The organism is Nocardiopsis akebiae (assembly GCF_018316795.1).
Taxonomy (GTDB): domain Bacteria; phylum Actinomycetota; class Actinomycetes; order Streptosporangiales; family Streptosporangiaceae; genus Nocardiopsis; species Nocardiopsis dassonvillei.
The window spans coordinates 2500003-2523388 of the sequence record NZ_CP074132.1 but is presented as its reverse complement, the minus strand read 5'-3'; the positions used below and the strand labels follow the sequence as shown (position 1 = coordinate 2523388).

The 23386-nt window shown below is 72.1% G+C and carries 19 protein-coding genes, 1 tRNA gene and 1 pseudogene; 9 read left to right on the top strand and 12 right to left on the bottom strand.

Features of this window, described 5'->3' with window-relative positions:
- Nucleotides 1-63: 63 nt before the first annotated feature.
- Nucleotides 64-582, bottom strand: a complete 519-nt coding sequence (locus KGD83_RS10905) for a 3'-5' exoribonuclease (RefSeq protein WP_212643658.1) — start codon at nucleotides 580-582, stop codon at nucleotides 64-66.
- Nucleotides 583-815: 233 nt separating this feature from the next.
- Nucleotides 816-2372 carry a pectate lyase family protein gene (locus KGD83_RS10900; RefSeq protein WP_449411850.1) on the bottom strand — a complete coding sequence of 519 codons (1557 nt, stop codon included), beginning with the start codon at nucleotides 2370-2372 and terminating at the stop codon, nucleotides 816-818.
- A 752-nt stretch (nucleotides 2373-3124) separates the two neighbouring features.
- Between KGD83_RS10900 and KGD83_RS10895 the strand changes: the two genes are divergently transcribed.
- Complete coding sequence (locus KGD83_RS10895; RefSeq protein ID WP_212644371.1) at nucleotides 3125-4549, top strand: non-reducing end alpha-L-arabinofuranosidase family hydrolase; 1425 nt, start codon at nucleotides 3125-3127, stop codon at nucleotides 4547-4549.
- Between the two features lie 316 nt (nucleotides 4550-4865).
- Here the strand turns inward: KGD83_RS10895 and KGD83_RS10890 are convergent.
- The 4 genes from KGD83_RS10890 to KGD83_RS10875 all read right to left on the bottom strand — a co-directional run bounded on the left by KGD83_RS10890 (nucleotide 4866) and on the right by KGD83_RS10875 (nucleotide 6538).
- Nucleotides 4866-4939: transfer RNA gene (locus tag KGD83_RS10890), tRNA-Val, on the bottom strand.
- A gap of 50 nt (nucleotides 4940-4989) precedes the next feature.
- Nucleotides 4990-5442: a peroxiredoxin gene (locus tag KGD83_RS10885; RefSeq protein WP_212643657.1), complete on the bottom strand. Its 453-nt coding sequence runs from the start codon at nucleotides 5440-5442 to the stop codon at nucleotides 4990-4992.
- 93 nt (nucleotides 5443-5535) lie between these two features.
- The gene (locus KGD83_RS10880) at nucleotides 5536-5961 is read right to left on the bottom strand and encodes a DUF3052 domain-containing protein (protein ID WP_013153961.1); all 426 of its coding nucleotides are present in this window, start codon (nucleotides 5959-5961) and stop codon (nucleotides 5536-5538) included.
- Nucleotides 5962-6130: 169 nt separating this feature from the next.
- On the bottom strand, nucleotides 6131-6538 hold the full coding sequence (locus KGD83_RS10875) for a secondary thiamine-phosphate synthase enzyme YjbQ (protein ID WP_212643656.1): 408 nt from the start codon (nucleotides 6536-6538) through the stop codon (nucleotides 6131-6133).
- Nucleotides 6539-6666: 128 nt separating this feature from the next.
- On the opposite strand from KGD83_RS10875, the gene KGD83_RS10870 reads away from it, so the two are divergent.
- Nucleotides 6667-8319, top strand: coding sequence for an alkaline phosphatase D family protein (locus KGD83_RS10870; protein ID WP_212643655.1), 1653 nt, complete (start codon nucleotides 6667-6669; stop codon nucleotides 8317-8319).
- A gap of 114 nt (nucleotides 8320-8433) precedes the next feature.
- On the opposite strand, the gene KGD83_RS10865 is transcribed toward KGD83_RS10870, so the two are convergent.
- The gene (locus KGD83_RS10865; protein ID WP_212643654.1) at nucleotides 8434-9477 is read right to left on the bottom strand and encodes a hypothetical protein; all 1044 of its coding nucleotides are present in this window, start codon (nucleotides 9475-9477) and stop codon (nucleotides 8434-8436) included.
- Nucleotides 9478-9790: 313 nt separating this feature from the next.
- Nucleotides 9791-11053 carry a PucR family transcriptional regulator gene (locus KGD83_RS10860; protein ID WP_212643653.1) on the bottom strand — a complete coding sequence of 421 codons (1263 nt, stop codon included), beginning with the start codon at nucleotides 11051-11053 and terminating at the stop codon, nucleotides 9791-9793.
- A 242-nt stretch (nucleotides 11054-11295) separates the two neighbouring features.
- Between KGD83_RS10860 and KGD83_RS10855 the strand changes: the two genes are divergently transcribed.
- The 5 genes from KGD83_RS10855 (at nucleotide 11296) to KGD83_RS10835 (ending at nucleotide 16394) form a co-directional block, all read left to right on the top strand.
- Entirely contained in the window at nucleotides 11296-12273 is a 978-nt protein-coding gene (locus KGD83_RS10855; protein WP_212643652.1) for an ACP S-malonyltransferase, read from the top strand.
- A 2-nt stretch (nucleotides 12274-12275) separates the two neighbouring features.
- Nucleotides 12276-13232 carry a beta-ketoacyl-ACP synthase III gene (locus KGD83_RS10850; RefSeq protein ID WP_212643651.1) on the top strand — a complete coding sequence of 319 codons (957 nt, stop codon included), beginning with the start codon at nucleotides 12276-12278 and terminating at the stop codon, nucleotides 13230-13232.
- Nucleotides 13233-13339: 107 nt separating this feature from the next.
- Nucleotides 13340-13597, top strand: a complete 258-nt coding sequence (locus KGD83_RS10845; protein ID WP_047871741.1) for an acyl carrier protein — start codon at nucleotides 13340-13342, stop codon at nucleotides 13595-13597.
- 126 nt (nucleotides 13598-13723) lie between these two features.
- Nucleotides 13724-14962 carry a beta-ketoacyl-ACP synthase II gene (gene fabF, locus KGD83_RS10840; protein WP_212643650.1) on the top strand — a complete coding sequence of 413 codons (1239 nt, stop codon included), beginning with the start codon at nucleotides 13724-13726 and terminating at the stop codon, nucleotides 14960-14962.
- A 250-nt stretch (nucleotides 14963-15212) separates the two neighbouring features.
- On the top strand, nucleotides 15213-16394 hold the full coding sequence (locus KGD83_RS10835; RefSeq protein ID WP_394358103.1) for an EAL domain-containing protein: 1182 nt from the start codon (nucleotides 15213-15215) through the stop codon (nucleotides 16392-16394).
- Between the two features lie 21 nt (nucleotides 16395-16415).
- Here KGD83_RS10835 and KGD83_RS10830 read toward each other — a convergent pair whose 3' ends face one another.
- On the bottom strand, nucleotides 16416-17306 hold the full coding sequence (locus tag KGD83_RS10830) for an SGNH/GDSL hydrolase family protein (RefSeq protein ID WP_212643649.1): 891 nt from the start codon (nucleotides 17304-17306) through the stop codon (nucleotides 16416-16418).
- Between the two features lie 757 nt (nucleotides 17307-18063).
- On the opposite strand from KGD83_RS10830, the pseudogene KGD83_RS10825 reads away from it, so the two are divergent.
- Together KGD83_RS10825 and KGD83_RS10820 are read left to right on the top strand one after the other, a co-directional pair.
- Nucleotides 18064-20387: pseudogene (locus KGD83_RS10825) on the top strand (hypothetical protein).
- A 254-nt stretch (nucleotides 20388-20641) separates the two neighbouring features.
- The gene (locus KGD83_RS10820; RefSeq protein WP_212643648.1) at nucleotides 20642-21016 is read left to right on the top strand and encodes a hypothetical protein; all 375 of its coding nucleotides are present in this window, start codon (nucleotides 20642-20644) and stop codon (nucleotides 21014-21016) included.
- 204 nt (nucleotides 21017-21220) lie between these two features.
- Here the strand turns inward: KGD83_RS10820 and KGD83_RS10815 are convergent, their stop codons facing one another.
- From KGD83_RS10815 to KGD83_RS10805, 3 genes are read right to left on the bottom strand one after another with little or no spacing between them, the layout of a single operon-like run.
- Complete coding sequence (locus tag KGD83_RS10815) at nucleotides 21221-21589, bottom strand: metal-sulfur cluster assembly factor (protein WP_212643647.1); 369 nt, start codon at nucleotides 21587-21589, stop codon at nucleotides 21221-21223.
- Nucleotides 21589-22065 carry a Fe-S cluster assembly sulfur transfer protein SufU gene (gene sufU, locus KGD83_RS10810; protein WP_013153975.1) on the bottom strand — a complete coding sequence of 159 codons (477 nt, stop codon included), beginning with the start codon at nucleotides 22063-22065 and terminating at the stop codon, nucleotides 21589-21591. The genes KGD83_RS10815 and sufU overlap by 1 nt, the downstream gene beginning before the upstream one ends.
- A 19-nt stretch (nucleotides 22066-22084) precedes the next feature.
- The gene (locus KGD83_RS10805; protein ID WP_212643646.1) at nucleotides 22085-23386 is read right to left on the bottom strand and encodes a cysteine desulfurase; all 1302 of its coding nucleotides are present in this window, start codon (nucleotides 23384-23386) and stop codon (nucleotides 22085-22087) included.

The following is a 23386-nucleotide window of genomic DNA, read 5'->3' as shown; positions in this document are numbered from 1 at the left end:
CGACCACCGGGGGCCGGGCCGCGCCGACCGGAACCGGGAGGGCCCCGACGGCGGGAGCGCGGGTCAGGAGTGCTCCCGCAGCCACCTCGCGCGCCGCATCAGGTGCCGGGCGTCGGCGAGGGCGTGGTGCAGCCCCGACCTCTGGGGCGGAAGCCTCGGGTCGCCCAGCCGGACCGCCTCCTGCTTGAGGTCGTGGGTGAGGAAGGGCACCTCGCGCGGCATCTCCCGGGGCGTTCCCCACAGCTGGCACAGCAGCACGTGGTCGTACGAGCCGTACCACGCCCACAGCTGCGGTTCGGGGGTGTCGCGCAGGAACTCGTGCACCATGCGCGCGATCTCCCCGCGGGTGCGCACGTGCCGGTGGCCGGTGTCCAGGACGGCGCCCTCCGGCCCGCCGCACAGGGGCAGCTGCGGCCAGACGTGCTCGGACAGCCACGGGTGCGAGCGCACGAGGTCCTGGTCGAACTCGGAGCTGACCGCGTACAGCTCGCGGCCGTCCTCGGCCACCATGCCGATGCTGACCAGGACCAAGGGGTGGTCCGGTCCCCGTTCGACGAACTCGGTGTCGTAGTACACGCGCATGTGTGCTCCCATCCGGGCGTCCGGACGGGCCGGTGCGCCCGTGCCGCGTGGAGTCCGGCCCGTCGGCCACGGTCGCACACGCGCGGGCCCCGCGTCAGCGGGTTCGCCGCCTCCGCCGGGCGAAGACGCACCCGTCGGCACGCGACGGCCGGTCCGCCCGAACGAATCGGGCGGACCGGCCGGTGTCCGGTCGGCTCAGGTGCCCCCGGGCCGGATCGGTCACGGGTGGGCTGCTAGCCGGCGTAGGTCTCGAACTCGGCGACGCGCGGCGTGCCGTTCGAGCTGATGATCTCGAAGTTGATCTTGCGCAGCGTCGTCGGGTCGATGTCGATGACGCCGGCTCCGCTTCCGGTGGCCAGGACGTCACCGCTGTCGTGGTCGACGACCCGCCAGGAGCCGATGTTGCCCTCGGCCCCGGCCGCCTCGCGGATGTTGACCGTGGACACCGTGACGTCGGAGCCCCACTTGACCGAGATGCGGCCGGTCGAGCCGCTCGGCGACCAGTAGGTGCCCATGTCTCCGTCGACGACGTTGCCGTAGCTGGTGCCGCTGGCCTTGCCGGAGCCGTCGGCTCCGGCGCCGCTGCTGAGGTTGGTCCCCTCGGGCGGGTCGGTGGGGTCGGGGTCCGGCGGGTCGGTCGGGTCCGGGTCCGGCGGGTCGGTCGGATCGGGGTCCGGCGGGTTCTCCGCCTCGCAGTTGCCGTCCGAGACCTGGTTGCCCTTGTTCGCGCCCGCGATCTGGCCCAGCATCCCCGGCACGCACCCGGCGTCGTCGAGCTCGTAGGAGTAGGGGATGCCCACCGAAGTGGTGGACTCGGGGTCGGGCCCGGCGGGGTAGTTCTCGTCGCCCTGGCTGGACCAGGTCACGTTGTCGAAGATGTTGCCGCGGACCTCCCAGGTGCCCCTCTCGTCGGTGTAGAAGGTGCCCAGGACGTCCTTGGAGTCCTCGAAGTAGTTGTTCTCCACCTTCGCTCTGGCACCGGCCCGGGAGTTGATGCCGGACTCGTGCAGCTGCGTGTAGTGGTTGTTGTACATGTGGCCTATGCCGCCGCGCAGCAGGGGCGCGCGCGAGTCCAGGTTCTCGAACCGGTTGTGGTGGTACGTGACGTAGCCGTTCGAGCGGTCGCTCTCGCTGGACCCGACCAGGCCGCCGCGGCCGGAGTTGCGCAGGACGCTGTAGGAGAGGGTGACGTACTGGGTGTTGTTCTTCAAGTCGAAGAGGCCGTCGTAGCCCTCCGACTCACCGCCCGACGCCTCCAGGGTGACGTGGTCGACCCAGACGTTGCGGACACCGCTCTCCATGCCGATGGCGTCGCCGCCGTTGGACGTGGGCGAGCCGGACTTCTTGACGTTCCGGACGGTCACGTTCTGGATGATGATGTTGCTGGACTCACGGACGTGGATGCCCAACTGGTCGAACACGGCTCCGCTGCCGGTGCCGACGATAGTGACGTTGCTGATGTTCTTGAGCTCGATCACGTCGTCGGCGGTGTCACAGCTGTCGCCCGACACCTTTGAGGTGTTGCCGTGGTTGATGGTCCCCTGGACCTCGATGACGATCGGGGTGCTGGCGCTGGACCGGTTGCACAGGGCCTCGTGGATCTGGGTCCCGGTCGTGGCCTGTACCGTCTGCCCGCCCGCGCCGCCGGTGGTCCCGCCGTTCTGGGTCGCGTAACCCGTGGCGCTACCGGTCTGCGCTGCCGCCGAGGACATCGGCATGGCCAGACCGGCCGCCACCACCGCCGAGGCGGCCAACGTCGACAGGAGCCGACGCGTGGTTGTTCTTCTCACCGCTTGCCTTTCCAGTAGGGATGGGTACTGGGGTGTCCCAACTCACACTAGAGAAAGCGCTTTCCGTGTCAAGAGGGTTAATGCAAGCGTTTGCAAGGGGGACAAGTGTTGCGACAGCATTGCAAGCTTGTGAACTGCGGGTTTACTGGCAGCGACGAAAAAAATGGGATCGAGTCCCTCAAAGTATGCAACCGGTTGGGGTGACCCGTCGGCGACCCCACAAGACGGGGAGGAGGGCCCCGCGCTCGCTCGAACCGCTCCGGGGATTCCGGAAACGGCGAGGCAGAAAAACGGACACAAACTATCAATTCAACACAAGACGAGCAGACGTACATGCAAAGCGCACAGGCCCCGCGAGCTCCCATCCGGACGTTTCGCGCCAGTGCTCGCGCGGACCCACCGGAAGCTTTGACGTGCGCCGACTGGCGGACCCCGCGAATTCCGGAAGATTAATGAAATACACGGCTTGACTTCCGGAGTGTTGTCGCTCAGATTCAACGGCAGAAACAACGGCGTCCCGGCCTTCGGACAGTCCGCGCACCGCAGCTCGGTTCAAGCACGTGCCGGGACATCAGAAAAAATGTTAGCGCTAACATCCCTAGACGAAGGTCCGGGGCCCGTGGTGCGCCCCCGGGCGGATCGTGCGGCCCCGGGTCCCCGGAGGAAGCACGATGTCCATGTTGAGCAGGTCTTTGGCCCCACCGTCCTCACGGCGGCGAGGATGGTTACTGCGTGTCCTCATCGCCGGCGTGATGGTCATGGCGGTCGGCGGCGCCGACACCGTGGCGGCGCCAGCGCCCGCCGCGGCGGCCGAGGTCGACACCGACGCGTGGTACGTACTGGTGAACCGCGACAGCGGCAAGGCGTTGGACGTGTACAACCAGGCCACCGGTGACGGCGCGCGGATCACCCAGTGGACCCGTAACGACCAGTACCAGCAGCAGTGGCGGTTCGTCGACTCCGGCGGCGGTTACTACCGGTTGCGGTCACGGCATTCGGGCAAGGTGCTGGACGTCCACAACTGGTCGACCGCCAACGGCGGCGGCATCGTCCAGTGGACCGACCACGACCAGGCCAACCAGCAGTTCCGGTTGGAGGACTCACCCGGCGGACACATCCGACTGGTCAACCGGCACAGCGCCAAGGTCGTGGAGGTCCAGGGCGCCTCGGCCGCGGACGGTGCCGACATCGTGCAGTACGACGACTGGGGCGGCGGCAACCAGCAGTGGCGACTCGTCCGCGTCGACGGTTCCGGACCCGGCGAAACGTGCGCTCTTCCGTCGAGTTACACCTGGACGTCGACCGGGCCGCTGGCGCAGCCGAGGTCGGGCTGGGCCTCGCTCAAGGACTTCACCCACGCCCCCTACAACGGCCAGCACCTCGTCTACGCGACGACCCATGACACCGGGACGTCATGGGGCTCGATGAACTTCGGCCTCTTCTCGGACTGGTCCCGGATGGGCTCGGCCAGCCAGAACCCGATGCCCTTCTCGGCCGTCGCGCCGACACTCTTCTACTTCGCACCCAAGAACGTCTGGGTGCTCGCCTACCAGTGGGCCGGACCCGCGTTCTCCTATCGGACATCGACCAACCCCGCCGACGTGAACAGCTGGTCGGCTCCGCAGACGCTCTTCTCCGGAAGCATCGGTGACTCCTCCACGGGTCCCATCGACCAGGCGCTCATCGGCGACAGCACGGACATGTACCTGTTCTTCGCCGGGGACAACGGCCGCGTCTACCGGGCGGACATGCCCATCGGCGACTTCCCTGGCAGCTTCGGCTCGACCTCGACGGTCGTCATGTCCGACAGCACCAACAACCTGTTCGAAGCGGTTCAGGTCTACAGGGTCGAGGGCGAGAACCGGTACCTCATGATCGTCGAGGCCATCGGCGCGCAGGGGCACCGCTACTTCCGCTCGTTCACGGCCACCAGTCTGGACGGCACGTGGACACCGCAGGCCGCGACCGAGGCCGACCCCTTCGCGGGCCGGGCCAACAGCGGCGCCACCTGGACCAACGACATCAGCCACGGCGAGCTGATCCGCACCGGCCCCGACCAGACGATGACCGTCGACGCCTGCGACATGCGATTCCTCTACCAGGGGCGCTCCCCCGGTTCCGGAGGCGACTACGGCCTCCTGCCCTACCGGCCCGCAGTGCTGACGCTGCAGCGCTGAACCCCCGGGCGGGGCCGTCCTGAGCCCCTCGGGGGCCGGGGGTCCTCCCCCGGAAGGAACGACGGAACGACCCGGCGAGGAGGACGAAGTCCCCCGCGCAGGGTCGTTCCGGAGTGGAGTGGACCCTGGGCGAACCAACTACGACCCGTGGGGCGCCGCCTCGCGTTGCAAGGGATCACTCCGGCCGCGCCCCACCGATCGACGCGACCCCGACCGCAGGGGGTACCTCGGAGGCTCGGGGGTCTCCCCCCGGGAAACACGAAGGACGACCCGGCGAGGCGGCCGAAGGCCCCCTAGCAGGGTCGTCCTGGGTCCGTGGGCGCGAAGGGACTCGAACCCCTGACCTATTGCTTGTAAGGCAATTGCTCTAACCAACTGAGCTACGCGCCCGTGCGTCGGACGAGATCATACCGCTTCGCCGGAATCACCGCGTCCGGGTCTCAGACCAGCTCGCGCAGCCGCCGCAGGTACTCGTCCACGTCGCGCGGCTCGGAGAACCCCGTGAGGGTGGACCAGCGCACGACTCCCCCGGCGTCGATCAGGAACGTCCCCCGACGCGCGGTGCCACGCTCGGGGTCGAACACCCCGTAGGCCCGGGCCGCGCCGCCGTGCGGCCAGAAGTCCGACAGCAGGGGGAACGGGAAGCCCTCCCGATCGGACCAGGTGCGCAGGGCGAAGACGGAGTCCACCGACACCGCCATGACCTCGGCGCCGAGGTCGGCGAACTCGGGGTGGCGCGCGCTCAGCTCGGCGAGCTCTCCCGAGCACACGCCCGAGAAGGCAAGCGGGTAGAAGACCAGCAGGACGGGGCGGCCCGGCACCGGTGAGGTGTCCTGGCCGTACTGGTCCTGGAGGGTGAAGTCGGGCGCGGGGGCGCCCACGGGGGCGGTCATGGATCCCTTTCGTCGGCGGGCACTCCTCAGCGCCGCGCGCCCGCCTCTGGGACGCGCGGCACCGGATGCCTCACCCTTGGCGGGTGATGTCCGTCACCGCTTGGGAACGACCAGGCGCGTACCCGACCAGTCCGCGCCGATGCTGACCGCGCTGGTCTGGGAGAGGCCCGACGTCGTCGCGGCCTCGGCGACCTCGTTGGGCGACACGTGCAGGTCACGGCCCGCCTTGGGGGTGAGCACCAGGATGGTTCCGCCGTCGGCGATGGTGGTCACGGTGTCCATCAGCGCGTCGGTGAGGTCCTCCTCCTCGTCGGACCGCCACCACAGCAGTGCCGCGTCGACGTCGCCGTCGTAGTCCTCGTCGACCAGCTCCTCACCGGTGAGTTCGGTGATGGATGCGCGCAGGTTCTCGTCGACGTCGTCGTCGAAGCCGAATTCCTGCACCACCTGACCCGGCTTGAATCCGAGTCGGTCAGCCAAGCCGCGTTCGCTCTGTGCCTGGCCCGCGGTCGCGCTCACGAAAGTTCTCCTCCACAGATGGTTTTTCTCAATCTTGCCTGCACGAAGCAGTTGTCACAACGACGCCGGGCTGTTTGCGCGCCCGGCACGTGGGTCCGCTGACCATCGCTGATGGCCTAGTTCACACGCTAGCGGCATGTTCCGTCAACGCGCTGCCAAACCTTGCCCGTCAGGACGAGAGGTAGGACAGGCGCACCCGCCGGTCGGGGTTGTCCACGTTGAGGTCCACGACGGCGATGGACTGCCACGTGCCCAGTTCGAGTCTGCCGCCGACGACGGGGACGGTGGTCTGGGGTGCGACGAAGGCGGGCATCACGTGCGACCTGCCGTGACCCCGCGAGCCGTGCTTGTGCCGCCACCGGTCGTCGGCGGGCAGCAGGTCGGCCAGGGAGGCGAGGAGGTCGTCGTCGGACCCCGCCCCGAGCTCGATGATCGCCACACCCGCCGTGGCGTGCGGGACGAAGACGTTGAGCAGTCCGTCCCCTCCGGCCCCGGCGACGAAGTCGCCGCACTGGCGGGTGATGTCGGTGATGCTCTCCGATCCACCGGTGTGCAGCTCCAGGATCTGTGTCCTCATAGCGCCACCTTCGCGCAGGCGCGGCGCTCGTGCAACCACCCGGGCCCCGGCTGTGGATGGCGCTCGGCCCCGCGAGGGGCCATACTCGTCCCTCACATGTGCGAACCTGGTCGAAAGGAGGCGAAACGGTGACTGCTTCTTTACTTCTGGGGCCCCTGCTCAGGCACCCGGGGGAGACCACCGCCACGGTGTGGGTGGAGACGGACGCCCCCTGCGCGGTGCGCGTCGTGGTCGACGGCGCCGCCGAGGCGACCGCGCGGACCTTCACCGTGCACGGCCACCACTACGCCGTCTGCACGGTGGCGGGGCTGGACCCGGGCGCCCGCCTGCCCTACGAGGTCTTCCTGGACGAGGACCGGGTCTGGCCGGAGCCGGACAGCCCCTTCCCGCCCAGCACGGTGCGCACCGTGGATCCGGAGGCGCCCACGCGGCTGCTGTACGGGTCCTGCCACACGCCCACCCACGACTCACCCGAGGGCGTGGTCCGCTACGGCCCCGACATGCTGCGCGCCACGGCCCGGCGGCTGGCCCGAGAACCGGTCGAGGGCAACCTGGCGCTGCTGCTCATCGGCGACCAGGTCTACGCCGACGAGGCGCAGGAGTCGATGCTCGCGTTCCTGCGCGAGCGGCGCGCCCGCGGGGGCGCAAGCGACGACCCCGACGACGAGGTCGTGTACTACGACGAGTACGCCGAGCTGTACCGGCAGGCCTGGAGCGACCCGCAGGTGCGGTGGCTGCTGTCCACCGTGCCGACCCTGATGGTCTTCGACGACCACGACGTCCGCGACGACTGGAACACCTCCGCCGCCTGGCGGCGCGCCATGGACCGGCGGCCCTGGTGGCGCAGGCGCATCACCAGCGGCCTGGGTTCCTACTGGGTGTACCAGCACCTGGGCAACCTCTCCGAGCAGGAGAGGGACCGCGACCGGCTGTGGAAGCGGGTGCTCGACGCCGACGGCGACGCCGAGGAGCTGGTCGACGCCTTCGCCTGGCAGGCCCACAGCGAGCCGTCGAGCTACCAGTGGGGACACCACCACGACTTCGGCGGGGTCCGGCTCGTGATGGCCGACACCCGCTGCTCCCGCGCCCTGGGCGAGGGCGACCCCTCAGACGGGTCCAGGTCGATCCTGGGGCCCCAGGGCCACGACTGGCTGGACGGGCACCTGACCGGCGGGCCGGACCACGTCGTGGTCGCCTCGACCGTCCCCGTGCTGCTGCCCCCGGCCGTGCACCGGCTGGAGGCCTGGAACGAGGCGGTGTGCGCGGGCGCCTGGGGGCGGTGGCTGACGGGGCCCGCCGAGCGGCTGCGCCAGGACATCGACCTGGAGCACTGGGCGGCCTTCCAGTACTCCTTCCGCCGCCTGTCCGACGCCGTGGGCGAGCTGGCGCGGGGCGAACGCGGCCCGGCACCGGCCACCGTGCTGTTCCTGGGCGGGGACGTGCACTTCTCCTACCTGGCGCGTGCCCGCCACCGCCGGGGCGGCTCGAGCCGGGTGACCCAGCTGGTCTCCTCCCCGCTGTGCAACCAGGCCCCGACGAGCATGCGCCGCATGGTCCGGCTGTCGGTGAGCCGCCCGCTGCGGGCGATCGGGTGGCTGCTGACGCGGCTGGCGGGGGTACCCGAGCCCGATCTGAGCTGGGACCTGGGGTCGGCCCCCTACTTCGGCAACACCTTGGGCCAGGTGGACTTCGCCGGGCGCGGGGCCCGGGCCTCCTGGTACCACTGCTCCCGGGGCGGGGGCGACGCTCTGCCCGACGTGCGCATGACCGCGGACCTCTGACGGTCCCCGCACCGGCGCGCGGCCCCGCCCGCGGAGCGGGCGCGAAACGCCGCCGGGGGCACCGCGGGCCGGGACCGGCCGACGGCGCCCCCGGACGGGGCAGGGCTCGTCAGGTCAGGGCTTGTTGGGCGTGGGGCGCCGACTGGACTGGGCGCCGCGCCGCGGCTTGCGCACCGAGAGCCCGAGGGCGCCGCTGCCCTGCTCCAGGATGTGGCGGGCCCGGTTCACCGTGCCGCGGGGCGTGCGGGCGGGGGCGGCCTCCGCCCGGGCGCCGTCCTCCGCGTCGTCCCCGGCCTCGGCGTCCCCGTCCAGGTGGGGCATCGCCCGGGTCGGCCGGACCTCCCCGCCGGACCCCCCGTCCCCCGACGCGGCGCCCAGGTGCGGCAGCACCTCGGTCGGCTTCTCCTCGTCGGCGGCCGGGGACGCCTTAGGACGGCCGGACTCCAGGTGCGGGAGCACGTCGGTGGCCTCCTGGTCCACCGGCCGGATGGGCCGGGTGCGCTCCGTGGCGGCCGGTTCGGCGGCGGTGTCGCCCACCTGCTCGCTCTCCTCGCGCACGGCCTCCTTCCAGGCCTTCTCCTCCTCCGACTTGCGCCGGTCCTGCCGGGCGTTCTCGGCCTGCCAGGCGCGCCAGCCGCGCACCGCGGGGGTGATGACCGGCCAGGTCACCTTCGCCGGGCGCGACAGCGCGTGCCACAGGTAGGCGGTGGTGCCCCACGCCTCCATGGCCCGGCGCGCCCTGGTGATCGTGAAGAAGGTGGGCAGGGCCAGCAGCAGCTGCGGCCAGGCCAGCGCCAGCGCGGCGAACAGCGGGTACAGGCCTCCGCCGATCACCGACGCGGCCGCGCCGATCACCACCGGCACCAGGGCCAGCGTGATGCGCAGCCCGGTGATCTGGCGGAAACGGTGCATTGAGCGGCGCGCGGAGACCTGCGGCACCAGCCCCTCGGGGAGGGGCGTGGGCTGCACGACCAGCGCGAGCAGCATCGTTCCGACGCCCACGCTGGCGGCCAGCAGTATCGTCCACCCCGCGGCGGCCAACTGGCCGCCGACCAGCAGGTAGACCACGCCCAGCACGGGCAGCGGCGCGGGGAGCCAGAACAGCGCCCGTCTGCGCAGCTCGCCCTCCTGAGTGGGCGCGAGAACGTAATCGATCATCGGACGGAAGAGCCGGGACCCTATCCTCGGTCGCTCGACCACAGCGTTGACCCCCCAAGAACGTCGTGACGGGGCGGTGCGGGGACCTTCGCCCGAGGATGACGCAGCCTCAACGGTCCCGTCGGCAACCCGCCCACCACAAAGCTATCCCTTTTCATGTGGTCCCCGGGCGTACACAACCAGTTACCGACATACCCGGCTCTGGTGAAACTTCCATAAGGGGACGGACATGGAAGGCAACGATCAGGTCACGCGGCGGGTTCCCCTCCGCGGGGACGCGGCCGGAACCGGCCGGCCCCGGAGGCGCCGGAGGTCAGGCGTCGTCGGTCCGCGCGAGCCGCCCGAGGGCGACGGCCACCCGCAGGACGAAGGAGCCCCGCCCGTCCGAGGGCGTGCGCCCGGTGAGCTCGGCGATGCGGCTGAGCCGGTAGCGGACCGTGTTGGGGTGCACGAACAGCATCCGCGCGGTGGCCTCCAGCGACGAGGCGTGCTCCAGGTACACCGACAGCGTGTCCAGCAGGGGCGACCCCGCGCCCAGCAGGGGCACGTACACCTCCTCGACCAGTTGCCCGCGCGCCTCGGCCTCGCCCTGGAGCGCGCGCTCGGGCAGCAGATCGTCGGCGAGCACCGGGCGCGGCGCGTCCGGCCAGGCCACGGCGGCCCGCAGCCCGTTGACCGCCGCGCGCAGCGAGGCCCCCGCGGACCGCAGGTCGGGGACGGCGGGCCCCACCACCACCGGGCCCGAGCCGAAGAGCCCGGCCAGCGGCTCGGCGGCGGCCGCGGGCAGGTCCTCCGCCGGGTAGCGGTCCCCCACGCCGATGACCACGACCACGCGGCGGCCCTGCATCCCGGCCAGCACGTCGTGGCCGAGGCGGCGCGCGGCCGAGCGCAGGTCGTCCAGGACCTTGCCGCCGTCGTCTTCGCCGACCTCCCCGGCCACCGCGACGACAGGGGTGTGCGACCAGCTCAGCGCAGAACCCCAGGTCTGGAGACCGTCCTCGTGGTCGCCGTGCAGCAGGGCGTCCACGATCAGGGCCTCCAGGCGCGCGTCCCACGCGCCCCGCGCCTCGGCGGCGCGCGCGTAGACCTTCGCGGAGCTAAAGGCCACCTCGCGCGTGTAGCGCAGCACGGCCTCGCGCAGCTGCTGGGCTCCGCCGGGGGCGGCCAGCTCCTCGACCTGGCCCTCGACCACGTCGATGACCACGCGGATCATGTCGACGGTCTGCTGGAGGGAGACCGAGCGCGTGAGCTCGCGCGGCGCGGTGCCGAAGACCTCGACGGTGATGGCCGGGCGGCCGCGCACCGGGTTGCGGAACCAGTCGACGAAGGCGGCGACCCCGGACTGGGCGACCAGGCCGATCCACGAGCGGTCCTCGGCCGACATCCGTCGGAACCAGCCCAGGCGCTGTTCCATGCGGGCCACGGCGGCCGTGCCGAGCGCGCCCATGGAGCGCTCCAGGCGGCGCACGGTCTCGGCGCGCACGCGTTCCCGCTCCGTGGGAACGGAGGTGTGCGCGCCCTGCGGGGCCGCCGTGGCGCCCTGGTCGTCCGGGGTCTGGTGGGGTTCGGTGTTCACCCCTCCAGGTTCGCATCCCGCGGCGCCCGGCCGACGGGCCGCCCCGCGTCCCGGGTGGACCGAAACCGCTGGCGTGAGCGGGCGCGCGCGCAGCGTACCGTCGGAGGGTGACCTCTCCCACCGGTTCCGGGTCAGCGGGAGCACGTTCGGCACCGTTTTGTGGAGTCCCAACAAACGGTGTCGAGTAAGTTCGTGCTCCTCCCCCTCTGACCGGTGATCTCCTACAGGGCAAGGTTGATGTCGTGCTTGTAATCGTTGCTCCCGGCCAAGGCGCCCAGGTTCCCGGCTTCCTCTCCCCGTGGCTCGAACTGCCCGGTGTCTCCGCGCAGGTCGAGGCGTGGTCCGAGGTCGCCGGGCTGGACCTGGTGCGCTACGGCACCACCGCGGACGCGGACGAGATCCGCGACACGGCGGTCGCCCAGCCCCTGCTGGTCGGGGCCGGCCTCGTCGCGGCCTCCGCCGTGCTCGGCCCCCTGGCCGCCCCCTCGCCCGCGCTGCCCGCAGAGGGCGCCCTGCTGGACGCCGTCGCGGGCCACAGCGTCGGTGAGTTCACGGCCGCCGCCATCGCCGGCGTCCTGTCCCCCAAGGACGCGATGGCCCTGGTGGCCGAGCGCGGCCGGGGCATGGCCGACGCCGCGGCGCGGACCGAGACCGGCATGACCGCCGTGCTCGGCGGCGACCGCGAGCAGGTGCTGGCGGCGATCGCCGCCGCCGGGCTGACCGCGGCCAACGACAACGGTTCCGGCCAGATCGTGGCCGCCGGTACCACCGCTCAGCTCGCGGCCTTCGCCGAGAACCCGCCCGAGCGGGCGCGGCTGCGCTCCCTGTCGGTCGCGGGCGCCTTCCACACCGAGCACATGGCCCCGGCCGTGGAGCGGGTGCGGGCGGCCGCGGCCCCCCTGTCCCCCTCCGACCCCACGGTGCGCCTGCTCTCCAACGCCGACGGCGCCGTGGTCGAGAGCGGACCCGAGTACCTGGAGCGCCTCATCACCCAGGTCTCCTCTCCGGTCCGCTGGGACGCGTGCACTCAGACCCTGGCCGACCTGGGCGTGACCGCGATGATCGAGCTCACACCGGCGGGCACGCTCACCGGCCTGGCCAAGCGCGCCCTGCGCGGGGTCGAACTCCTCGCGGTCAAGACCCCCGACGACCTCGACCGCGCCGGCGCCCTCGTCAAGGAGCACGCCGGGAACCCCGCGGCCACCGACCAGGAAGGCTAACCATGTTCAGCTCCCCGAGAGCTCTCGGAGGCGCGGCGATCACCGCCTTCGGCGAGTACCAGCCCTCCCGGGTCGTGACCAACGCCGACCTCGAAGAGCGCGTCGACACCAGCGACGAGTGGATCCAGAGCCGGGTGGGCATCCGGGAGCGTCGCGTCGCGGGCCCCGAGGACACCGTGACCAGCATGGCCGTGGCGGCGGGCGGCAAGGCCCTGGCCGCCAGCGGCCTGTCCCCCGAGGACATCGACCTGGTGATCGTGGCCACCTGCACCGTGCAGGACCAGATCCCCAACACCGCCGCCACCGTCGCCGCCAAGCTGGGCATCACCGCCCCGGGCGCCTTCGACCTCAACGCCGCCTGCGCGGGCTTCTGCTACGCCCTGGGCGTGGCCGCGGACATGGTCCGCGGCGGCAGCTCCCGCAACGTGCTGGTGATCGGCTCGGAGAAGCTCAGCGACTGGGTGGACTGGAACGACCGCGGCACCTGTGTGATCTTCGCCGACGGCGCCGGGGCCGCGGTCGTCTCCGCCTCCGAGGAGCAGGGCATCGGCCCGGTGGTGTGGGGCTCCTCCGGAGAGCGGGCCGCCAAGATCCACCTGCGCGAGGGCAAGTACCTCTGGCAGGAGGGCCAGGCGGTCTTCCGCTGGACCACCACCGAGCTGTACAAGGTCGCCCTGGAGGCGATGGAGAGGGCGGGTGTGGAGCCCTCTGAGCTGACCGCCTTCGTCCCCCACCAGGCCAACCTGCGCATCGTGGAGGCCATCGCCAAGAAGCTGGGCGCGCCCCAGGCACTCGTGGCCCGCGATATCGTCACCGCTGGCAACACCTCCTCCGCGTCCATCCCTCTCGCTCTATCGCGAATGATCGGGCGCGGGGAGCTGCAGTCGGGGAGCACCGTACTCACCCTGGGCTTCGGGGCGGGGCTGGTCTACGCCGCCCAGGTGATCCGCATCCCCTGAGCACCCGCCCGAACCCGCGGTCACACCACGTCGGCCGGGCCCGAGAGCCCGCGGCTCACGTGGTGTCCCCGAGCCGACACGAATCACCGAGCAAGGAGAAAGACGACATGTCCCAGCAGAGCCAGTCCCAGCAGAGCGAGCAGGAGATCCTCAAGGGCCTCGGCGAGATCATCGAGGAGATCGTCGGGACCGAGCCCTCCGAGGTCACCCCGGACAAGAGCTTCGTCGACGACCTGGACATCGACTCGCTGTCCATGGTGGAGATCGCCGTCGCCGCCCAGGACAAGTTCGGCGTGGAGATCCCGGACGACCAGCTCAAGGACCTCAAGACGGTCCAGGACGTCATCAACTTCATCCAGAAGTAGGCCGATCGGGGCGGCGGGGCCCACCCCGTCCCGCCGCCCGACCCGCCGCCACGCCAGGCTTCCCCACATCCGCCAACGCCCCCGGCCCCGCAGCCGGGAACGACCCACGAGAAGGGCGATCGGATCATGTCCAAGACCGATGTCGTCGTCACCGGCCTCGGCGCCACCACCCCCCTCGGGGGTGACGTCGCGACCACATGGTCCGCGCTCCTCGACGGCCGCTCCGGCATCAGCATGCTGCCGGAGGAGTGGCACGAGAAGCTCCCGGTGCACTTCGCCGGACAGATCGCGCAGGAACCCTCCGAGAAGCTCCCCAGGCCGCGCATGCGCCGCTTGGACCGCACCCAGCAGTTCGCGCTGATCGCCGCGCAGGAGGCCTGGCAGGACGCCGGCTCCCCCGAGGTGGACCCGATCCGCCTGGGCGTGGTGGTCTCCAGCGGGATCGGCGGCATCCTCACCATCCTGGAGCAGTACGACACCTTCCGCGAGAAGGGCTGGAAGCGGGTCTCCCCCTTCACCGTGCCCATGCTCATGCCCAACAGCCCCGCCGCCGCGATCAGCCTGGAGTACACCGCCCGGGCCGGTTCGCACGTGCCGGTGAGCGCCTGCGCCTCCAGCGCCGAGGCCATCGCCAACGGTGTGGACATGATCCGCTCCGGGCGCGCCGACGTCGTGATCGCGGGCGGCACCGAGGCCGCGATCCACCCGCTCAACATCGCCTCGTTCGCGTCCATGCGCGCGCTGTCCACGCGCAACGACGACCCGCAGCACGCCTCCCGCCCCTGGGACAAGGACCGCGACGGCTTCGTCATGGGCGAGGGCGCGGGCATCCTCATCCTGGAGTCGGCCGAGCACGCCGCCCGCCGTGGGGCCCGCGTGTACGCGCACGCCTCGGGCGTGGGCTACACCAACGACGCCTACGACATCGTCCAGCCCGAGCCGGAGGGCACCGGCCAGGCCCGTGCCATCACCCAGGCCCTGGCCGACGCCGACCTCACCCCCGAAGACATCGTGCACGTCAACGCGCACGCCACCTCCACCCCGGCCGGGGACGTGGGCGAGACGCGCGCGATCCGCACCGCGCTGGGCGACTCCGTCGCCGACCGCGTGGCGGTGACCTCCACCAAGTCCATGACCGGCCACCTGCTGGGCGGCGCGGGCGCCGTGGAGTCGATCGCGACCATCCTGGCGCTGCACGACGGGCGCATCCCGCCGACCATCAACATCGAGGAGCTCGACCCGGGCGTGGCCGTGGACATCGTCCGCGACAAGCCCCGGGACGTGCCCGCGGGCGACGTGGCGGCGATCAACGAGTCCTTCGGGTTCGGCGGCCACAACATCGCGGTGGTCTTCCGCCGCGCCTGACCCCGCCGGACGCGGCCCCTCCGCGTCCGCGCGCACGACACCGCCCGCCGGGACGAACCCGGCGGGCGGTGTCGTGCGCGCCCGGGCCGCGCCTCGGGCGGGCCCGCACACGTCCGGGAGGGTGGCCCTCACCGTCGGTACGCGATTGCCTCCGGGCGTGAACGCCGTCGAACCGCCCTCCCTACACCCCGGTGAAGTGCAGGGGAACAGCCGAGGACAAGTCTTCAGGTGGGACCGTTTCGGGGTCACCATGAGAACTGTGACTGCGCTGCACCCCCAACACACTCCCACGGCGCATCCGGACGGGCCGGGTGCGGTGGCCCGCCGCGCTCCGGGCGCTCCCGGTTACCAGCCCGTCGTCGACCTGGACTCGGGGACCGTGGTGGCCGTCGAGGTCACCGCCTCACCGCCGCGCTCCGCGCGGGGCTCCTACGCGGAGGTGACCCCCCAGGAGGAGGCGGCCGTGGCCGAGTGGCTCCTGGCCCTGGTCCGCGAGACCTCCGTGTCCGAGAGCCTGCTGCCGATGGTCCTGCCGCTGCCCGCGCGGATCCTGTCCGGGGAGGGGTTCGCCCCCCTGGTGGAGAGCCTGTTGCGCCGCGCGGGCCGCCGACCGCGCGACATCACCTTCATGCTCAGCCCGGACATGGCCGAGCTGGCGCGCAGGACCGTGGTGTCGGGGGTCTCACGGCTGCGCGCGGCGGGTTTCCGGTGCGGGTTCGGGACGGCGATGGTGCGCCCGGACCTGGTGGTGGAGGCCGCCCCGTTCCTGATGCGGATCGATCCGGCGATCGTCTCCGGTGTGGCCGGGGACCAGCGGCACGCCACCGTGGTGGAGGGCCTGGCGCGGATCGGCCGGGGCAGCGGCGTGTACGCGCTGGCCTCGGGCGTGGGCAGCGCCGAGGACGTGGTGCGGCTGCGCCGCTGCGGGATACGAGTGGGCACGGGGCCGTTCTTCGCCGACAGCGCGTGGCGGCCCGGCGAGCGGGTGACCCCTGTTCCCGAGCCGAGCGCCGGGCAGGGCGGGGAGGAGGACTCCGGTCCCCGGGTCACCGAGTTCATGGTGCCGCCCGTGGGACTGGACTCCGACGCCACCGCGGAGCAGGTGCTGGAGTCCTTCACCGGGGACCCGGCGCTGAACAGCGTCATCCTGATCGACCACCGGGACCGCCCGGTAGGGGTCGTGGACCGGACGCGGTTCCTGCTGTCGGTGACGGGCCGCTACGGGCACGCCCTGCACGCCAAGCGTCCGGCGCTGCGGCTTGCCGAGTCCCCGCGCACGGTTCCGGCGTGGATGTCGGCGCTGGCGGCCCTGCGGGTGGCGGGCCAGGACAACGAGCGGGTCTACGACGACCTGATCGCCACCAACTCCTACGGCCAGTGCCTGGGCGTGGTGCACATCAGCGATCTCATCCAGTCCCTGTCGCGCAGCTGATCGCCGGAGCGGGCGGACCGCTCAGTCCACGGGGTCGGGGCCCTTGGTACCCGAGGGGCTGCTGGTGGGGGCGCTCTCGGCGGGGTCGAAGCCGTTGTAGGTGCCCTCCCAGGCCTTGCCCCCCTCGATGCTCCTGGCGATCCGGGACCGGGTGTCCTCGTCGTGCAGGTAGTCCAGCTCGGGGCGCTTGGGCAGGCGGCCGTCCCCGGAGGAGCGGCCCATGGCGCGGCGGCGCAGCCACGGCACCAGGTACTGGCGGGCCCAGCGGCGGTTCTCCCGGCGGCGCAGGATGCGGGGCAGCTGGCGGGGCGGGGTGGTCCACGGGTCGGTCCAGGACTCGGGCGGGCCCATGGGGAAGCCGAGCAGGTCGGCGACGCGCGCGGCGACGATCTGGTGGCCAGCGCCGTTGAGGTGCAGGCGGTCCTCGCTCCAGGCGCGGGAGTCGGTCAGGGCGTTGAGCGCCCACAGGTCGACGATCTCGGTGCCGGTGCGCTCGGCGACGGCGCGCATGTGCATGCTGAACACGGCGATGCGGCCGCGGTAGTAGCGCAGAACCGGGATCCACCCGGTGTCGTGGCCGGACAGGATCACCACGCGGATTCCGGCGTCGCGCAGCTGGAGGATGCCCCACTCGAAGTGCTCGGCCAGCCGGTCGAGGTCCCCTCCCGGGCGCAGGACGTCGTTGCCCCCGGCCAGGACGGTGACCAGGTCGGGCTTCCAGGCCAGCGTCTGGTCGAGCTGCTCACCGAAGATGTGGCGCATCCGACGCCCGCGCACGCCCAGGTTGGCGTAGCGGAAGTCGGGGGTCACCGTGGCCAGGTGCTCCGCCAGTCGGTCGGCGAAGCCCCGGTACTCGCCGTCGGGGCCGCTGTCGTCTTCCATCCCCTCGGTGATGCTGTCGCCGATCGCCACGTAGGACCGGATGGGAACCGGTCTGTGGGAGCGAGCGGCCGCTGGGGGATTCGTCTCAAGGTCTGTCACGTCAACCAATCATCCGGCTCGACCGTCCCACGCCTGCGCGCGCCGAGGGTGCGCGGGTACGGCAATCGTGGTGTCGGGCCGCGGTCCGGCCACCACCCGTGTCCGGACACCGTCGACCCCTGTCGACCCCTGGCGGCCACCGGGCGCGGACGTCCGGCCGGAAAGGTCGCCCGGGCGAAGGACAGTGCCCTTTCAGCATACCCGCGGCCGACGACGGAGTGCCTGGGACGGAGTGTGTCGGCACACCCCGCCGGGCTCCATGCTTCCCGGACCGGTCGTGCGCGCCCGTTGCGCGCGGGGAGCGCCCGCGTGAAGACGCCGTTAACACCAACGACCGGCCGCCCCGGGGGGAACCCGGGACCGTCTATGAGGTAGCTCACACGCCCGTGCGGGCCCGGGGGCCGGAACGCCCTCGTCACGGTCACCACACAACGCAGTCACGGTCCGGTCGCGGCGGACCTGGCACGCCCGGGGGTACCCATGTGGCGTCAGGGGACGTACGATCTCGGGGGAGTGCTCACGGCACCCCTGTCCCCCGGCTCGCCGTGCCCGCCCGTGGCGCGCGGACCGGCCTCCCGTCCGGCCTCCCCGCGGGCGAGGGGCGCGTACTGTGGTGCATCGAACCGAAGGCCCGTGCGGTTCCTCCCCAATTCACGTGCAGACACCAGGAGGTCGAGGTCCCCAGCGGATGAACGCCGTCTCTCCGATCTGCCTCGTCGACCTCGCGCCCGCACTGCGGTGGTCGCGGTCGCCGGACGTGGCTCCACTGCTCCACCACGACCGTCTGATCGACGGCTGGTGGCACTCGCTGCCCGTCGCACGCGTCCTGGACATCGCTGGGCCGCCCTGGCTCGCGCACGGCATCGCCCGCCTGGCGCTGGAGCAGTGGGCGCACCTGCCGCTGGCCGAGTTCCTGCCGAGCCTGCGCACCCAGCTGGTGGACTGCTCCGACCTCTCCGAGCCCGTGCGCGGCGCGGTCGCGGCCACCGCCGGGGACTGGGAACGCCTCATCTCCGCGAGCCCGCAGGAGATCGGCGCGTGGGCGCTCGCCGACTGCGACCCCATGGACATCCTGAGCACGGTGGCCTGGCGGGCGCTACAGCCCTGCTGCGAGCTCCCCGGGGCCCCACCCCCTCCCCCGCCCTGATGATGGAGGCCGTGCGCACCATCGCCCACTGGCTGCCCGACTCCGCGCCCGAGCACGTGCACAGCGCGCTGGAGTACCTCACCGCCGCCACGGGTTCCGGCACGGGGACCGAGGGCCCCGGACACGCGGCCCCGCCGCAGACCCCGGCGACGCGCGCGATCCGCACCCTGCGGGCCCTGCGCGCCCAGCGCGGCGAGGAGGCCGAGTCCTCCGGCGCCGCGGTCCCGGAGCAGGCGGCCACGGCCATGGTCAGCTCGGCCGCGATGATCCCCGGTTCCGCCCTGCGCACCGAGGCCGTTGACGTCGACGGCGCCCGCGGCGAGGGCGCGGGCGACCTGCGCTCGCAGTTCCGCAGCTCCCTGCTGGGCCCCGGGCGCACCCTGCGCCGCCCCAGCTTCGGTCCGCCCAAGGCCATGCGGCCCGACCACGCCCAGGAGCGCCCCCCGGCCCCCGCGCTGGGCCAGCACCCCCTGGTGGACCTGGTCGAGGAGATGTTCCGTTCCTGGCCGGAACTGGAGCGCACGGTGGCCGCCGAGCGCCTGTTCGCCACCGACCCCATCAGCATCCGCGTGCTCTCGGAGCAGATCGCGGTGGACGTCACCGAGATCCGCTCCGCCCAGCGCAAGGTGGAGGAGCGCCTGCTGCGCTGGCTCAACGCACCCGAGGGCGCCGCGATCACCAAGCACCTGCGCGAGCTGTCCGAGCAGCTGGGCGCGGCGACCACCATCGACCGCCTGATCAACGCCCACCCCGACCACCCGGTGGACGTGCCCACCCTCAACACGCCGCTGTGGCGGGTGATCATCACCCTGTTCACCGACCGGCGCATGCACAACGGCTGGCTGATCGCCGACGACCCCAACCGGCTGCGCTGGCAGACCCGCGAACTGCTGGACGACGCCCCCAGCATGACCGAGGCCGGGATCCGGCTCAGCCGGATCGGCATCCGCCAGCAGGAGCTGCGCGCCTGGCTGCTGAGCACCCCCGGTGTGAGCCTGCGGGACGGGCACGTGTTCACGGACCCGTCGGTGCCCATGGAGATGCCCGCCAACCACCCGGGCCACACCGCCCCGGAGGACTCGGGGGCCACCACCGAGAACGGGTTGCCCATACGGCGGCGCGTGGACGCGCAGCCGTCCGCGGCACCGGCCGAGCCCGCCCCCTCCCAGCAGCACGGAACCGGCCCAGAGCGGGTTCCCGCGGCCTTCGGCGCCGCCGCGCTGGACCCGCACCGCGTCGTGCCGCTGGGCCCGGCCCCCGGACAGGCCCACGGTCTGCCGCCCGCGTCCCCGGTCGCGCCGCCCGCACCGCCCTCGCGGCCGGGTGCGAGCGACCCCGCCATGGCGGCCCGCTGCTTCCGCGCCCCGGACGGGCGCTGGTGGCACCGCATCGACATCACCGCCGACCACCTCAACGGCGCCCCCGTGGCCGTGCCCACCGGGTACGCCACCCACCTGGGCCTCCAGCCGGGGAGGCTGCTGTGCCTGACCGCCCCGGGCGCGGACCTGCTGGTTCTGGTCTGGCGCGACCAGCCGGCGTTCGACTCCCTGCGCCCCCTGCTGCGCCGCCAGGCCGCCCAGCCCGGCGACCGCGTGTTCATCACCGTGGCCGGGGACCGGCTGGACGCGCGCAAGCTGCCCGCCACCGACCTGAGCGGTTACTCCCCCACGGCCCGGGCGCTGCACCTGAGCGGCTACACCGCGCCCGCCTCCACCGAGGACGCCCTGAAGATCCTCTCCCGCCGGATCACCGACAGCGACGACGAGGCCTTCGCCGACCCCCAGTCGCTGGTGGACCTGCTGTCCCTGCGCGGTGACAACGACATCGCCGCGGAGCTGCGCGCGGGCATGTTCGCCGCGCACTAGCACGTCGCCACGAGCGCCCGTCGCCCCCGGCGGCGGGCGCTCTTCGTGTGCCCGGGCCGCCGGGAGGACCGGCCGCCCAGGCGAACAGGGCATTGCGACCCCTTGAAGGCACACAAAGTCCGCATGAACACACGCAAAGACAAGAATAAAAACACGCAAACCCTAGAAGTGGCCTTGCGCGTGTGGTTGACTACTCAGCGCGCCCGTCCGGGCGCGGTCCCACACCCTGATCCACGACCAAACCGAGGAGTTCCATGTCCGCCGTGCTCTCACGAGGCAAGTCGCTCGCCCTCACCCTGGCCCTGGGCCTCCTGCTCTCCCTGGGCCTGGCGGTGGGCACCGCCGCCCCCGCCGCGGCCGCGGGCACCTTCCGCCTGTGCAACGTGTCCTCCGACTACACGGCCTACGCCGACTTCGGCGGCTTCAGCACCTTCCTGGTCAGCCCCGGCCAGTGCACCAGCACCGGCATCAGCTCCTCCGGCGTCTCCTACTCCGTGACGATCCGGGGCACCTGGGCCAACTCCCCGTCCAAGACCACCACCCAGTACCGGGTCCCCGCCGGGCGCAGCGTCGACTTCCACGCCGGCGGCACCTTCGCCGCCCCCCAGTTCAACCCCCTCGTCTACTGACGGACCCGGGCGCCCGCGCCCGAAGGCCCTGACGCGGCACGGCACCCGCGCCGACCGCGCGGGGGCCGCTCCGACCCCGCGACACGGACCGCCACCGCCCGCCACGGCACCGGAGGGGACCCCGGGCCCCGCGGTGGCGGTCCCGGGCACGCGAAACGGGCCGGCCCCCGAGGGGATCGGCCCGTTTCGCGCGTGCGGCGCGTGTCAGACGTTGAAGCCCAGCATGCGCAGCTGGTCGCGCCCGTCGTCGGTGATCTTGTCCGGACCCCACGGCGGCATCCAGACCCAGTTGATCTTGACCTCGCGCTCGAACTCGTCCAGGGCGCTGGTGGCCTGGTCCTCGATCACGTCGGTCAGGGGGCACGCCGCGCTGGTCAGTGTCATGTCCAGCGTGATGGTGCTGTCGTCGGCGTTCACCCCGTACAGCAGGCCCAGGTCGACGACGTTCACGCCCAGCTCGGGGTCGATCACGTCCTTGAGCGCCTCGCTGATCTCCTCGACCAGCGCCTCCGCCTCCGGGGAGAGGGGGGCGCCCTCGGCGGCCTCGGTCGTTGTCGTCTCGTTCTCGCTCATCAGACGGCTTCCTTCTCCAGGGACTGCGACACGGCGTCCTTCCAGGCCATCCAACCCAGCAGGGCGCACTTGATCCGCGCGGGGTACTTGGACACGCCGACGAACGCCACGGCGTCCTCCAGCACGTCCTCGTCGGGCTCGCCCTTGCCCTTGGACTGCATCAGCTCGGTGAAGGCGTCCAGGGTGGTCATGCCCTCGGCGACGGTGCGGCCGATGAGCAGGTCGGTCAGCACCGAGGTGCTGGCCTGGCTGATCGAGCAGCCCATCCCCTCGTAGGAGACGTCGCTGACCACGGCCTCGCGGTCGAGGCCGCCGGAGCCCTCGGCGGGGGTCAGCGCGACCCGGAGCGTCACCTCGTCCCCACAGGTGGGGTTGATGTGGTGCGCCTCCGCGTTGTGCGGATCGCGCAGACCCTTGTGGTGCGGGTTGCGGTAGTGGTCCAGGATGATCTCCTGGTACATCGCGTCCAACTGCATGGTCAGGCTGTTCCTCGTTCTAGGGCCGGGTTCCGAAGAACTTCTGCGCGGCCCTGATGGCCTCCACGAGCGCGTCCACGTCCTCCGGCGTGTTGTAGAGGTAGAAGGACGCGCGCGTGGTCGCGACGACGCCGAGCCTGCGGTGCAGCGGCCAGGCGCAGTGGTGGCCCACCCGGACCTCCACACCCAGGTCGTCCAGGACCTGGCCCACGTCGTGCGGGTGGATGTCGTCCACGGCGAAGGACACGGCGCCGCCGCGGTCCACCGCATCGGTGGGGCCGACGATCCGCACGCCCTCCAGGGCGCCGATCCGCTCCAGCGCGTACTCGGTGAGCGCGTGCTCGTGCTCGGCGACCCTGTCCATGCCCACGCGGGACAGGTAGTCGCAGGCCGCGGCCAGGCCGACTGCCTGCGGGGCCATCGGCACACCGGCCTCGAAGCGCTGGGGCGGGTCGGCCCAGGTGGAGTACTCCATGTGGACCACGCCGATCATGGAGCCGCCGGTGATGAACGGCGGGATGGCCTCCAGCAGCTCCCGGCGCCCCCACAGCACCCCGATTCCGTTGGGGCCGAGCATCTTGTGCCCGGAGAAGACCAGGAAGTCCACGCCCAGCGCGGCCACGTCGACCGGCATGTGCGGGACCGACTGGCAGGCGTCCAGCACGGTCAGCGCGCCGACCTCGCGGGCCCGGGCGACGATCTCCCCGACCGGGTTGACGGTGCCCAGCACGTTGGACTGGTGGCTGAACGCCACCACCTTGGTGCGCTCGTTGACCAGGTCGGCGATCCCCGACAGGTCCAGGCGGCCCTCGTCGGTCACCGGGAACCAGCGCAGCGTCGCCCCGGTGCGCTGGCAGAGCTGCTGCCAGGGCACCAGGTTGGCGTGGTGCTCCATCTCGGTCACCACGACCTCGTCGCCGGGCCCCACCTGGAAGCGGCGCAGCTCCTCGTCGGCGGTCGCGGAGTTGCTCAGCGCGTAGGACACCAGGTTGACGCCCTCGGTGGCGTTCTTGGTGAACACCACCTCCCCGGCGTCGGCCCCGATGAACCGGGCGATGGTCTCCCGGGCCGCCTCGTAGGCGTCGGTCGCCTCCTCCGCGAGCTGGTGCGCGCCACGGTGCACCGCCGCGTTGTGGCGTTCGTAGAACTCACGTTCGGCGTCGAGCACCTGACGGGGCTTCTGCGAGGTTGCCCCGGAGTCCAGGTACACCAGCGGCCGCCCGTCGCGGACGGTCCGGGAGAGGATCGGGAAGTCCTCCCGGATCGCCGCGACGTCGAGCGGGGCCGCCCCGGCCCGACCGAACTCGCGGACTGTGGTCAT